Below are 13422 nucleotides of genomic sequence, written 5' to 3' on the forward strand. Positions count from 1 at the left end.
TGCCGCTCAGCTTCAACTGAACGGCATCTGCACACAGCCCGGCCCCTTCCTGATGCAGGGCGCCAATCTTACAGAGGCGGCATCGGACCATTCATGTACGGCGCCCCAGCCAGGGCGATCACACGGCGCAGTTCGGCACGCAGCCGTGCGAGCACGCGAGGGAAACCGGTTCGGGAATCGGCATGGCGGGAATTCGTCACGGTGGTCATGGTAGCTCCAGTAAATTCGTTAGCGTTAAGCGATGGGGCGAAGCTTATGCCGCTCCGAGGCATAAATCCAATTCAGAGTTTCGATTCCGGAAATACGGTCACGTAATAATTGTCGCCGCGATCAACCGCGTTTATCGTAATGAGGTATCACAGGCGTTAATATCGCGCCATATTGCACGACGTCGGGCGACGAATGCCAATAACCTGGCCCTCGGGAACAGTCGCCGGCCACGCAGGCTGGCTTTGGCCTGCCAGTAAATAAGGCCGCAGGAACACGGATGACTGATGGGAACGGCGGCCTGAATTGCGGGCTCGCACTGGATAAGCTTTTTGGGACAGTCTGAAAGCATATTGCAACCAGGAGGCACGGGCTTTCGGCGATACTCGTGAGGGCAGCGCAGCACCGGCATGCAAACGCCCGCGCGCCGATTACAGGGCTCTGCAGGACAGATCGCAGACGCAAGGACCGGTGCATGACTTTTCACCCATCCACAAGGGCCATTCGTTGCATTCCCGTACGCTCACCATCATCCTTGGCGGACTTGCCATGGTCGGCGCCTTCGCCGTCGATACCTTCCTGCCTTCGTTTCCCGCCATAGCCACTGACTTCTCGGTCGACGTCGCGCTCGTCCAGCAGGCCCTGAGCGCCTACCTGCTGGCGTTCTCGGTCATGAGCCTGTTCTACGGCACCTTGTCCGACGCCTTTGGCCGCCGCCCCGTCATCCTGGTCTCGCTGTTCGTGTTCACGGCGGCCTCAGTCGGTGCGGCGTTCGCGCCGAGCTTCGGCTGGCTGCTGCTGTGCAGGGTATTGCAGGGGCTCTCGGCGGGAGGCGGACGGGTGATCGGCCAGGCCGTGGTGCGCGACCGGTTCTCCGGGGCCGAAGCGCAGCGCATGATGGCCAGCATCACCATGGTGTTCGGCCTCGCCCCCGCCATCGCGCCGGTGATCGGCGGCTACCTGCACACGGCTTTCGGCTGGCGCTCCGTCTTCGTCTTCCTCGCCGCCGTGGGCCTCCTACTGATGGCCGCCACCTGGCGCTACGTCCCGGAATCCCTCCCTCCGGACGCGCGCGCCCCTTTTCATCCGGGCACCCTGGCGGCGCATTATCTGCGCGCCCTGCGTAACCCGCGCTTCGTGGCCGGCGCCCTGGCGGTGGGCTTCGCGTTCGGCGGACAGGCCATCTATATTTCGGCTGCGCCGCACTTCGTGATGGATATCCTGAAGCTGCCCGAGACCGCGTTCGCATGGCTGTTCGTCCCCATGATCGGCGGACTCGTGATCGGTGCGGCCGTCAACGGAAGGCAGGCGTCGCGTTCGACGCCTGCAGGCCTGCTGCGGCTCGCCTTTGCCTGCATGGGCGCCGGGGCGCTGGTCAACCTGACAGGCAATCTCTTCTACGAGGCAGAGCTGCCCTGGGCGGTGCTGCCGATCACGGCCTATGCGTTCGGACTGGGCCTCGCGATGCCCCTGATGAGCATCGCGACGCTGGATATCTACCCGCGGATGCGCGGGCTGGCCGCCTCGCTCATCACCTTCGTGCAGATGCTGGTGTTTTCGCTGATGTCGGGTGTAATCGCGCCCTGGCCTTCGGAAGTGCAGCCAGGCTGGCCGGCGTCGTGCTCGCCTGCTTTGTGCTGGCAAGCGTATGCTGGACGTTTGCGCAGCGGCCGGGCAGCGAGTCCCGCCGGCCGCATGCGCGTGCGTAGTCGGCTCAGGCCGACTCCGGCACCCGCCTCGTCTTCAGGAAGGCCTCCAGCGTCTCGCCGCGCATGTGTGCATACACCTGCAGGTTCGACATCTTCTGCACCCGCGCGAACTTCTCGAGCACGAAGAAGCTCACGCCATAGCGCACCAGGCCAAGCCAGTCCTGGCGCCGCACCAGGTCGCGCTCCTCGACGCTGAGACGCAATTCGTCGAAGGCCGCCTCGATGTCGCGCGTGACCAGTTCGCGAAAGGCCGGTTCGCGGTGACGCCAGAAGAACCGGTTCAGCTGGAGCGCCTTGACGCTGTGCTCGATGTCGAATGCATAGGTGCCGCCGATGTCTTCGATGCCGGCCAGTTGCTCGTTCGATTGCGCCTTGACCGGCGCCGGGGGCGGGCCGCTGTCCCCGACCTGTTCGTACACGGCCACGGCCATGTTGGTGGTCGTCGCGAGATAGTGGTTCTGGTGGACGCACCTGATCTTCTCCGTCAGGGCGCCGCGCATGGCCATCCACATGATGACTTCGACACTTTCGGCGCCGCCGCGCCGGACCAGTTCGGCATGGCTCATCGACGTCAATGTTTCAGGCTGCTCGACGAACAGCCGCAGGAACTCCTCGTCCCATTCGGTATCGTTGAAACCGGTGCGTTCGCCGTGGATCTGGTGCGACAGCCCCCCGGTGCCGACGACGACGACTTTCAGATCCTCGGGAAAGGACTCGACTGCCCGGCGAACGGCTTTGCCGAGCTTGTAGCAGCGTTTTGCCGTCGGCAGCGGATACTGCAGCACGTTGATCGCGATCGGCAGAATCGCGCCCGGCCACGCGGGTTCGTGCGGCCACATCAGGCCCAGTGGCGAATTGCAGCCGTGATCGAGTGCCCTGTCCTGGAACACGGCCATGTCGAACTCCTCGTTGACCAGGCAGTCGGTCACGTGCGCGGCCAGCCTGGCGTGCCCGCGTATGCCCGGCAGCGGGCGGCGGCCGGCGCCCTCGTCGGCCATGTCGAACTCAGGCGACACGCCGATGGCAAACGTCGGGTAACAGTCGAAGAAGAAGCTGTTCGCATGGTCGTTGTAGAAGAACAGGAGCACGTCCGGCTGCTGCTCTTCGAGCCATTTCGCGACCGGCCTGTAGCCGTCGAACAGCGGCGCCCAGGCCGGATCGTCCTGCCGCTTCCGGTCATAGGCCAGCCCGATGGTGGGGACATGCGAGGTACCGATGCCACCGATAATTTTTGCCATGATAGTTCCTGTACTGGTGAAAGTGGTCGGGCTTGCAGGGGCTGTTCAGATCCAGAACATGCCGCGCCGCTCGGCGAATTTCCAGCCCTGGGGTGTCAGCACGAAGCGGTCGCGGTACGCGCCCGGGACCGGCGCCTTCGCATCGAGCGGCAGCGCGCTTCCGTCCTGCGGCCTGGTGCCCGAGAGCAGCAGGATGCGCGAGCAGGCCTGGGCATGTTGTGGATCCTCCACCTCGACCAGCACGTCGCTGGTGACATGGAAGGTCATGACCTCGGCCGGGCGCTTGCGGAAGGCCTCGAGGATCGCGCTGCGTCCTGCGATGCCCAGGCCTGGCGCCGACGGACGGTAAAGGACCGCGTCGTCGGTAAACAGTGCCGCCAGTTCATCGTAACGGCGCTCGTCGTTCAGCCAGGCGTAGCGGACGATCAGGTCCGTGCATGCCTGCCGGATGAAAGCCTCATTCATCGCCGCCCTCCTCCAGCCAGGCGCGCATGGCGTCCAGCACCGCATCCGGCTGCTCCATCATCGACATGTGGCCGCAGTCGTCGATCAGGCGCAGCAGCGGCGGCCGGGGGAGCAGCCCGGCCATCCGCAGATGCCGATCCGGCGGGCTCCAGCCGTCCTGCAGCCCGCACAGGACCAGGGTCGGACAGGCGACACTGCGCAGCACGCCCGTCGCGTCCGGCCGGCCGAGCAAGGCGCGCGTCTGGGCGGCGTAGATTTCGGGCGACATTCGCCCCACCATGTCGAACACTTGCTTGACCAGCACCGGGTCGGAACGCCGGCCTGGCGCCAGCATGGGCAAACCCCAGGCCGGGGCGATCGCGTCGATGCCTTCACGCGCTGCCTGGTTGACGAGTAGCGCGCGCTTCTCGCGCTCCCCGGGCGCCGGACCCTCGTAGCCGGTGTCGAGCAAGGCCAGGCGTTCGACACGGCCCGGCGCGCGGCGCATGACCTCGAGCGCGACACGTCCGCCCATCGAGTGCCCGGCCAGCGCGAAGCTGTCGGGCGCGCCGTCCAGTACGCGTTCGGCCATGGCGGCGAGCGTATCCTCGCCTTTCGTGAAACTCAGCACGCGGACATCGTGGTCGCGTGCGAGGGACTTCGCTTGCGCCTCCCAGACGACTTCGTCGCACAGGAGTCCGCACAGCAGATAGATCGTTGTCATAGGTTCGGATCAAACAGAAACGGGCCATGGCGGCCCAGGGGCGCCGGCGACGGAGTCGTCCCCGACGCCATTGCCTTACTCGACGCCTGGATCGCGGAATTTTTCGATCGTGGCGAACTCCACGTTGTAAACGCCGCCGTCGCGCTTCTCGGCCTTGCGGATATACACGTTCTGTACGATGTCGCGTGTTTGCGGATCGATCGTCACAGGGCCGCGCACGCTGGTCCAGGACAGGCCTTTCATTGCTTCGATCAGCTTCGTGCTGTCGCTGTCGCCACCGGTTTTCTTCAGCGCGGCGTACAGCAGGTGCATGCCGTCATAGCCGCCGACGCCGTGGAAATTCGGGCGCATGCCCGGATTCGCCTTGGTGAACGCGGCAACATAGGCCTTGTTCTCCGGCGACGGATGCACCGCCGAGTAATGGTGGCTGCTCACCACGCCCAGGGCGGCGTCGCCGATGCTCGGCATCAGGTCGTCGTCGAGCACGTCCCCGGTGGCGATCAGGCGCACGCCCGCCGCCGCAAGGCCCCGGTCGGTAAATTGCTTCAGCACGGCCGCGCCCTCGCCCGAAGGCACGAAGACGAACAGCGCGTCTGGTTTTGCGTCCTTTACGCGCGCCAGGAAAGGCGCATAGTCGGGGTTGCGCAGCGGTACGCGCAGCGTCTCCACGATCTTGCCCCCGCCCTTTGCGAAATCCTTGACGAAGACTTTCTCGGCGTCGATGCCCGGGCCATAGTCGGACACCAGGGTGATCACCGTCTTGATGTTGTTCTTCGCTGCCCACTGGGCCATCGGCGCGGTGACCTGGGGCACCGTGAGGCCGGTGCGCACGATGTAGGGCGAGCGCTGCGGAATGATCGAGGTGGCGGCGTTCATGACGATCATCGGTATCTTGGCCTGGGTCGCAATCGGGGCGGTAGCCAGCGCCAGCGGGGTCAGGCCGAAGCCGGCCAGCACCTGGACCTTGTCGCGCGCGACCAGCTCCTGCGCGATGCGCTTGGTAACGTCCGGCGACACACCGCCGTCGTCCTTGAGGATGATCTGGATCTGGCGCCCGGCGACGGTCGATCCGTTCTGCTGCAGGAAGAGCTTGACGGCAGCGTCGACTTGGCGGCCGGTGGAGGCAAAGGGGCCGGACATGGGCAGGATCAGGCCGACCTTCAGCGGTTCGGCGGCGTTGACGGCGCCGGCGGCCAGGCCGGCGGACAGCGCTGCGGCGCCGAGCAGGATGGTGCGGCGGGTGTTATTCAGCTTGCTTGACATGTTGTCTCCTCGTTTCTATATGTTCCCCCGTTGGCGGGGAATTAGAAGTAGGGTGGGCGCCCCGTGCCCACCAAATGTTCGCACCGTGTTGGCGCGGTTCATAGCCAACGCAATGCGGGCTTCGGGTGGGCACGTTCGTAATTGAGGCCATTGGCCTCGATTACCCCACCCTACGGTCAGGCGACCGCGACCAGCCTGTCCAGCTTCTCGCCATCGGCCAGCAGGCTGGCGCTGTCCGAGTCGTGCACGATGCGCCCGCGGTCGAGCACGATGGCGCGCGAGGTCAGCGACAGCGCCAGGCGCGCGTGCTGCTCGACCACGATCACCGACATGCCTGACTCAAGCACCAGGCGGCGGATCACGCGCACCAGTTCCTGCACGATGATGGGCGCCAGGCCTTCCATCGGCTCGTCCAGCAGCAGGATGCGCGGGTTGGTCATCAGGGCGCGGGCGATGGCCAGCATCTGCTGCTCGCCGCCCGAGAGCTGGTTGCCCATGTTGTTGCGGCGTTCCTGCAGGCGCGGGAAGATCTCGTAGATCTTGGCCAGGTTCCAGGGTCCCGGGCGCGCCACCACCGTCAGGTGCTCCTCGACGGTGAGCGAGGGGAACATGTGGCGCTCCTGCGGCACCCAGCCCAGGCCCACGCGCGAACGCTTCCAGGTCGGCACGCGCGCGATGTCGCCGCCGGCCCAGCGGATACTCCCCTTGTGCAGGCGCGTCAGGCCCATCAGCGTCACCAGGAGGCTGGTCTTGCCGACGCCGTTGCGGCCCAAGAGGGCCAGGCTGTCGCCCTCGTTCATCGTGAACGAGACGTCTTCCAGTACGATCGACTCGCCATAGCCGGCGGTGACCTTGTCCAAAGCCAGCAGTTCAGGCATGTTCGGCCTCCCCCAGATACACTTCCTTCACGCGCGGATCGGCCGCGATTTCTTCGGGCGTCCCTTCGGTCAGCACCTTGCCGCCCACCAGCACGGTGATGCGGTCGGCGAAGCGGAACACCAGGCCCATGTCGTGCTCGATGAAGAGCACGGTCACGTCGCGCGGCAGACCGGCGATGACCTCGAACAGTTCGCGGCTCTCGGCCGAGGGGATGCCGGCCGCCGGCTCGTCCAGCAGCAGGATCTTCGGTTTCGTGGCCAGGGCCAGGGCGATCTCCACCAGGCGCTGCTTGCCGTAGGCCATGCTGCGCGTGATGCTGTTGGCTTCCTTCGTGAGCTTCAGGGTGGCCAGCAGGGCCATCGCTTCCTCGACCACGTCGGCGTGATTCGCCACCGTCTTCCACCACACCTTCTGCAGGCCGCGGCGCTCGCAGATCGCCAGCATCACCGACTCGAGCACGGTCATGCCCGCGAACAGGGTGTTGATCTGGAAGGTGCGCGTCATGCCGCGCTTGACGCGCTCGTGCTGGGGCAGGTTCGTGATGTCCTCGCCGCCCAGGAACACCTTGCCGCTGGTGGGCGGGAAGCCGCCCGTGAGCAGGTTGATGAAGGTGGTCTTGCCGGCGCCGTTCGGGCCGATCAGCGCATGGCGCGCGCCGGGCTCGAAAGTGAGCGAGATGTCGGTATTCGCCTTGAAGCCGCCCCACTGCTTGGAGAGGCCCTCGGTACGCAGGGTGTCGGTCATGCTGCCTCCTTGCGCTGCTGCTTGTTGAAAATGCTCGCGTAAATCTTTTCCAGTCCGCCCAGGATGCCGCCGCGTGCGAACAGCACGATCAGCACCAGCAGCAGGCCGATGTAGAACTGCCAGTAGGCCGGATCCAGGCCCGAGATGTAATCCTGGGCCACCATGAACACGGCCGCGCCGATCAGGGCGCCGTACAGGCGGCCGGTGCCGCCCAGTACGACCATGATCATCAGGTCGGCCGAGCGCGGGAAGCCGAGCACATCGAGCGCGACGAACTGGGTAGTCTGCGCCAGCAGCGCGCCGGCGATGCCGGCAACGGCTGCGCCGATCGTGAACACCGCGACCAGGCGGCGGTCGACGTTGGCGCCGATCGCCGGCATGCGGCGCCCACCTTCACGGATGCCGCGCAGCGACAGGCCGAAGGGAGAATTGACCAGGCGGCGCATCGCCACGAACAGGATGAAGAGCACGGCGAAGCTGTACCAGAAGGCGGTCTTGCCGTACAGGTCGAACTCGAAGGTCCCGAACAGCGGGGCCGTCATCATGCCCGACAGGCCGTCGACGCCGCCGGTGATGAAGGCCGCCTTGTTGGCGGCCTCGAACAGCATCAGGCCGATGCCGAGGGTGACCATCAGGCGCGCCAGGTCCTGGCCGCGCACGACGAGGAAGCTGACGATGAAGCCGAACACGCCCGCCACCAGGGCGGCGGCGAACAGGCCCGAGATCGGCTCGCCCCAGCCATGCACCGACAGCAGGCCGGCGGTGTAGGCCCCCAGCCCGAAGAAGGCGGCGTGGCCGAGCGAGACGATGCCCGCGTAACCCAGGATCAGGTCGAGCGACATCGCGAACAGGCCGATGATGATGATCTGGCTGACCAGCACCAGGTAGTCCGGGAAGAAGAAGTAGGAGGCGACCGGCAGCAGCCAGAAGACGATCTCCATCAGCTTCCAGCGGTCGTTGGGCAGGTGCAGTGCGCTGTGGTTCATGGCAGCCTTTGCGGGGTCAATGGAAGCACCGGGCGCGTCCGGCGAGCCGGTTTGGGACTTGGCCTTCATGGCCGAAGTGGAATACGCGTTCATGCTTTCCTCCGTACGAGGCCGAAGGGGAACAGGATCAGGAGCACGACCATCAGCGTGTAGATGACAAAGGCGCCCACTTCCGGCACATAATATTTGCCCGCGACGTCGAATACGCCCAGGATCAGCGCCGCGATCAGCGGCCCCTTGATGGAACCGGCGCCGCCGACGGCGACCACCAGCAGGAAGTAGACCATGTACTTGATCGGGAAGCTCGGGTCCAGGCCCAGCACGTCGATGCCAAGGCCGCCGCCGAGGCCCGCCAGGCCCGAGCCGAGCGCGAAGGTCAGCGAAAAGACGCGGCTGACGTTGATGCCCAGGCCTTCGGCCGCGGTCTGGTTGTCGACCGAGGCGCGGATCTGGGCGCCGAAGCGCATGCGTTCGATCAGCAGGTAGAGGCCGAGCGTGACCAGCACGACGACGCCGATCAGGAACAGGCGGTAGGCGCCGAGGTCGAGCCCCAGCACGTGGACCTGGCCGCGCAGCCAGTCCGGCAGGTGCACCGGTTGCTGGGTCGGGCCGAACAGAAAAGTAGCCCCGGCCACGGCCATGAAGGTCAGGCCGATCGAGAACAGTACCTGGTCCAGGTGCGTGGCTTTATAGAGCTGCCGGTACAGGCTGCGCTCGAGCACCAGGCCGACGAGCGCGGCGACGATGAAGGCCAGCGGCAGCGTCGCCAGGAACGGCAGGCCGAGCTTGCCGAGCAGGGTCACGCAGACATAGCCGCCCACCATTGCAAACGAGCCGTGCGCCAGGTTAATGAAGTTCATCATGCCCATCGTGACCGACAGGCCTACGCTGATCAGGAATAGCAGCGCCCCGTAGGCGATGCCGTCGAAGAGTACGCCGATGACGTTACCGATCATGGCCACCGCCACCGTGTTTGTCGTCCTTGTTCATGCTTGTCTCCAGCTTTCATTTTGTTTCTGCGACGATTCAGCAATCCCTCCCCGCCCTGCACCGCTTGCGGCGCCGGAACGCGGCGTCGCGGTGCAAGGCAAAGAGTACGGACAATGATCAGAAGTGATGACGCAGGCCGAGCATGACGCCGTTCTGGGTCCTGCCCACGCCCACGGTGCCGCCGGCATCCAGCGCCACCGCCGAGGCGCCGTCGTTGTCCATGCGGCCGATCGCCGTGTACACCACCGTGCGCTTGGACAGCGCGTAGTTCAGGCGCGCCACCAGCATGGTCACGTCGTCGTCCGAATTCTTCGCGTTGCGCGCCGCGGCCTGCAGGTCGAACACGAAGTTATTGATCGGATGGCTCACACCCAGGTACCACAGCAGCGACTCGGTCTGGCCGGTGGCGGCATTCGTTTCGCGGTCGATAGCGCCGCCGCCGATCTTGGTCGGGCCGATCATCATGTAGCCGTTGACGGTGGTGCGGATGTCGGTGTTGTTGCTGCTGGTGAGACCGCCGGCTGCGCCGGTATTGCCGTACAGGCGGTCATAGGAGGCATTCAGGCCCCAGGCCTTGGTTTCGTAGCCGAGCAAGGCGGTGTACTGGCGGCAGGCCTTGGAGTCGCCCGCCACTTCGCCGGCGCAGTTGGTGGCGGCCGGGCCGCCGACGGCGGATGCGTCGCGGCCGAAGCTGTAGGTCGCGCCAACCACGAAGCCGCTGAAGTTGCCCATGTAGCCGATGGCGTTGTCGCTGCGCGCATTCGGCAGGTAGGGATCGATGCTGCCGATGGCAAACAGGTTCGAACCCAGCACGTCGGTCTTCAAGCCCGAGATGTAGGTCATGTTCTGCTGGCGGCCGAGCGTCAGCGTGCCCCAGTCGCCCTTCAGGCCGACGTTGGCGGCCCGGCCGAACAGGCGGCCGCCCTGCTGCTGGGTGCCGGTGTCCATCGCCAGGCCGTTTTCGAGCACGAAGAAGGCCTGCAGGCCGCCGCCGAGGTCCTCGCTGCCCTTGAATCCGATGCGCGAAGGGAAGGAACTGGTCAGCGAAGGGATCTTGGTGATCGAGTCGCCCGCATTGTTCACGTTCGTCAGGTGGGCAATGCCGCTGTCGACGATCCCGTAGACCTGGACCGAGGTCTGGGCCTGGCCGGCGGAAGCGGCGAGGCCGCACATCAGCGCAACGGCGCTGCACATCGTATTCTTCATATTGTCTCCATCGTTTATTGTTGTTGGTGCAGATACGAGAAACTGGCTGTCAGGCAGGCATGTCAGTCGATATACTTCAACCCCGCCTGTTCGAGTGGCCCGCGCATGTTGTACATGTCGAGTCCAAGCACACCGGCGGCAAGCTTCGCGCGCTTCTCGCCTTCCAGATCCTCGCGTTTTTGTGCGGCCGCCGCCACCCGCGCCGCGTCGGCCGCAGGTACGACGACGATGCCGTCGTCGTCGGCAACGACCACGTCGCCCGGATTCACGAGTGCCCCGGCACAGATCACCGGAATGTTGACCGATCCGAGCGTCGCCTTGATGGTGCCTTTGGCGCTGATGGCGCGGCTCCAGACCGGGAAACCCATCTCCTTGAGAATGCGGACGTCGCGTACGCCGGCATCGATGATCAGCCCGCGCGCGCCGCGCGCCATGAAACTCGTGGCCAGCAGGTCGCCGAAGTAGCCGTCGGTGCACTCGGCGGTGATCGCCGCGACGACGATGTCGCCAGGCTGGATCTGCTCCGCCGCAACGTGCATCATCCAGTTGTCGCCCGGGTGCAGCAGTACCGTCACCGCCGTGCCGCTTGCGGCAGCGCCCGGATAGATCGGCCGCATGTAGGGCTTGAGTAGTCTGACGCGGCCCATCGCTTCGTGCACGGTGGCGCTGCCGAGGCGGCCCAGGTGCTCGGCAGCCGCGGCGTCGGCGCGCACGATATTGCGCTTGACGATGCCGAGCTGGTTCATCAGGGGAGTGCTCATTTCAAAGTCCTTTCTGCTTGAGTGCGGCATCGAGGCGCGGATAGACGCGGCGCGCATTGCCTTCGAAGATCTGGAAGCGGTCCTGGTCGGACAGCGCAGCCGCCTCGACATAACGTTTCGTATCGTCGTAGTAGTGGCCGGTCTCCGGGTCGATGCCGCGCACGGCGCCGATCATCTCGGAGGCGAACAGCACGTTCTTCACCGGGATCACTTTGGTCAGCAGGTCGATGCCGGGCTGGTGGTAGACGCAGGTGTCGAAGAAGATGTTGTTCAGCAGGTGCTCTTCCAGCAGCGGCTTCTTCATCTCCTGCGCCAGGCCGCGGAAGCGTCCCCAGTGATAGGGCACCGCGCCGCCGCCGTGCGGGATCAGGAACTTCAGGGTCGGAAAATCCTTGAACAGGTCGCTCGTCAGGCACTGCATGAAGGCCGTGGTGTCGGCGTTCAGGTAGTGGGCGCCGGTGGTGTGGAAGCACGGGTTGCAGCTGGTGCTCACATGGACCATCGCCGGGATCCCGTATTCGACCATCTTCTCGTAGATCGGATACCAGTAGCGATCGGACAGCGGCGGCGCGGTCCAGTGCCCGCCCGAAGGATCGGGATTGAGGTTGATGCCGACCATGCCGTATTCCTTGATGCAGCGCTCCAGCTCCGGGATGCAGGTCTTCGGGTCGACGCCGGGCGACTGCGGCAGCATGGCCGCGCCGATGAAGTTGTCGGGGAAGAGCTGCGACACCCGGTAACAGAGTTCGTTGCAAATCGCGGCCCAGGTCGCGCTCGTTTCCACATTGCCGATGTGGTGGGCCATGAAGCTGGCGCGCGGCGAGAAGATCGTCAGGTCGGAGCCGCGCTCGCGCATCAGGCGCAGCTGGTTCGCTTCGATCGATTCGCGCAGCTCGTCGTCGCTGATCCGCAGTTCCGACGGCTTCGGCCCCAGTTCCGGCGTGTTCAGGTTCGCAACCTGGCGGTTACGCCATTCCTCGAGCGCCTTGGGCGCCGTCGTGTAGTGACCATGGCAATCGATAATCAGTGGCTTGCGCATGTGTGGTCTCCTTGATTCGTGCTTGTTGATGTTTATTCGGGAATGAGTACTTCGCCGCGCATGATGGGACGGGCGGTGCGCAGCAGCGCGGCGCGGACCACCTTTTGCGGATCCTGGGCATCGAGCTCGAGCTCGACGCTGAATTCCCCGGATGGGTGTTCCACCGACACGGTCTTGCGCAGCCCGCCGGGCAAGCGGGCGATGCCCTGCGTGACCGAACCGTCCAGCACGCAGGCGGTGGCCACCGTGACCGCCGCCAGCACCCCGATGGCTTCATGGCAGACGTGGGGAATGAAGCAGCGCGTGGCCACGTTGCCGCCCGCCGCGGGCGCCGCGACCAGGCACATCTTCGGATAGCTTTTGCTGGCGACATCGCCCAGGCCCATCAGTGGCCCGCAAGCCAGGCGCAGCGCTTCGAGGCGGGCACGCAGGGAAGCGTTGCCGTTCAGTTCCTCGACACTTTCATGCCCCGTCACGCCGAAGTCCGCGGCCCGCACGATCACCATCGGCATGCCGTTGTCGATCAGGGTCGCCTGCACCGTGAACGGCTCGGGGCCGCCGACCTGGATATCGTCGAGCACGCGGCCACTTGGCAAGAGCGACGGACAGACCGAGCCGGCGGTATCGAGGAAGTTGATCGTGATCGGCGCCGCGCTGCCCGGCACGCCATCGATGCGCGCGTCACCGCGGTATTGCAGCCGGCCGCCGGGTGTCAGAACGGTGACGTCGCACTGCATGTTGGTGTTCAGCGTCAGGATGCGCGCCGTGGTCGTGCCTTCGCCGGGCGGGAGCAGGCCGCGCTCCAGTGCGAACGGCAGCACCGCGGCGAGCATGTTGCCGCAGTTGGGCGTCACGTCGACGGTCTCCCTGTCCGGCTGCAGCTGGGCGAACAGGAAGTCGAGGTCGACGCCCGGGGTGGTGCTGCGGCGGACAATGCCGACCTTGCTGGTGAGCGGGTGCGCGCCGCCGAGGCCGTCGATCTGGCGCCGGTCCGGCGAGCCCATCGCGGCCAGCAGCAGGCGATCGCGTGCGGCCGGATCGGCCGGCAGGTCGGACTCCAGAAAGAAGGGACCGCGCGACGTCCCGCCCCGCATCAGGATGCAAGGCACCGCCCGCAGGTCGGATGGGATTTGGTCAGGCATGAAGGATTGGGAGATGGACGCTTGAGACATGGGATGTACCCCGGAATGCGCTTGATGGTGGCAAGTATCCCGGCTGTCGCGCTGCGCGTG

The 13422-nt window shown here is 65.6% G+C and carries 13 protein-coding genes and 1 pseudogene; 1 reads left to right on the forward strand and 13 read right to left on the reverse strand.

Annotated features, from left to right (window positions below):
- Positions 1 to 68: 68 nt before the first annotated feature.
- Entirely contained in the window at positions 69 to 209 is a 141-nt protein-coding gene (locus ACSUZJ_RS14715; protein ID WP_499409338.1) for a hypothetical protein, read from the reverse strand.
- 547 nt (positions 210 to 756) lie between these two features.
- On the opposite strand from ACSUZJ_RS14715, the pseudogene ACSUZJ_RS14720 reads away from it, so the two are divergent.
- Positions 757 to 1728, forward strand: a pseudogene (locus tag ACSUZJ_RS14720) (multidrug effflux MFS transporter); the annotation flags it as partial.
- Positions 1729 to 1921: 193 nt separating this feature from the next.
- Here ACSUZJ_RS14720 and ACSUZJ_RS14725 read toward each other — a convergent pair.
- The 12 genes from ACSUZJ_RS14725 to ACSUZJ_RS14780 form a co-directional block, all read right to left on the reverse strand.
- The gene (locus ACSUZJ_RS14725; protein ID WP_499409340.1) at positions 1922 to 3154 is read right to left on the reverse strand and encodes a gallate dioxygenase; all 1233 of its coding nucleotides are present in this window, start codon (positions 3152 to 3154) and stop codon (positions 1922 to 1924) included.
- Between the two features lie 45 nt (positions 3155 to 3199).
- Complete coding sequence (locus tag ACSUZJ_RS14730) at positions 3200 to 3619, reverse strand: nuclear transport factor 2 family protein (protein WP_499409342.1); 420 nt, start codon at positions 3617 to 3619, stop codon at positions 3200 to 3202.
- Positions 3612 to 4322 (reverse strand): alpha/beta fold hydrolase, encoded by a 711-nt coding sequence (locus ACSUZJ_RS14735; RefSeq protein WP_499409344.1) that lies wholly within the window; start codon positions 4320 to 4322, stop codon positions 3612 to 3614. Before ACSUZJ_RS14735 ends, ACSUZJ_RS14730 begins: the two co-directional genes overlap by 8 nt.
- 75 nt (positions 4323 to 4397) lie before the next feature.
- Positions 4398 to 5585, reverse strand: a complete 1188-nt coding sequence (locus tag ACSUZJ_RS14740) for an ABC transporter substrate-binding protein (protein WP_499409346.1) — start codon at positions 5583 to 5585, stop codon at positions 4398 to 4400.
- A gap of 176 nt (positions 5586 to 5761) precedes the next feature.
- Complete coding sequence (locus ACSUZJ_RS14745; RefSeq protein ID WP_499409348.1) at positions 5762 to 6463, reverse strand: ABC transporter ATP-binding protein; 702 nt, start codon at positions 6461 to 6463, stop codon at positions 5762 to 5764.
- Positions 6456 to 7208 (reverse strand): ABC transporter ATP-binding protein, encoded by a 753-nt coding sequence (locus ACSUZJ_RS14750; protein WP_499409350.1) that lies wholly within the window; start codon positions 7206 to 7208, stop codon positions 6456 to 6458. Before ACSUZJ_RS14750 ends, ACSUZJ_RS14745 begins: the two co-directional genes overlap by 8 nt.
- Positions 7205 to 8194: a branched-chain amino acid ABC transporter permease gene (locus ACSUZJ_RS14755; protein WP_499416548.1), complete on the reverse strand. Its 990-nt coding sequence runs from the start codon at positions 8192 to 8194 to the stop codon at positions 7205 to 7207. Before ACSUZJ_RS14755 ends, ACSUZJ_RS14750 begins: the two co-directional genes overlap by 4 nt.
- 89 nt (positions 8195 to 8283) lie before the next feature.
- Positions 8284 to 9150 carry a branched-chain amino acid ABC transporter permease gene (locus ACSUZJ_RS14760; RefSeq protein WP_499409352.1) on the reverse strand — a complete coding sequence of 289 codons (867 nt, stop codon included), beginning with the start codon at positions 9148 to 9150 and terminating at the stop codon, positions 8284 to 8286.
- Positions 9151 to 9301: 151 nt separating this feature from the next.
- Positions 9302 to 10390: a porin gene (locus ACSUZJ_RS14765; RefSeq protein ID WP_499409354.1), complete on the reverse strand. Its 1089-nt coding sequence runs from the start codon at positions 10388 to 10390 to the stop codon at positions 9302 to 9304.
- Positions 10391 to 10452: 62 nt separating this feature from the next.
- Positions 10453 to 11136 (reverse strand): 4-carboxy-4-hydroxy-2-oxoadipate aldolase/oxaloacetate decarboxylase, encoded by a 684-nt coding sequence (ligK, locus tag ACSUZJ_RS14770; protein WP_499416550.1) that lies wholly within the window; start codon positions 11134 to 11136, stop codon positions 10453 to 10455.
- Between the two features lie 16 nt (positions 11137 to 11152).
- Positions 11153 to 12178: an amidohydrolase family protein gene (locus tag ACSUZJ_RS14775; RefSeq protein ID WP_499416552.1), complete on the reverse strand. Its 1026-nt coding sequence runs from the start codon at positions 12176 to 12178 to the stop codon at positions 11153 to 11155.
- Positions 12179 to 12222: 44 nt separating this feature from the next.
- Entirely contained in the window at positions 12223 to 13332 is a 1110-nt protein-coding gene (locus ACSUZJ_RS14780; RefSeq protein WP_499409356.1) for a 4-oxalomesaconate tautomerase, read from the reverse strand.
- Positions 13333 to 13422: the final 90 nt, after the last annotated feature.

Origin of the sequence: Telluria sp. B2, assembly GCF_051789535.1 — a bacterium.
GTDB lineage: Bacteria > Pseudomonadota > Gammaproteobacteria > Burkholderiales > Burkholderiaceae_D > Telluria.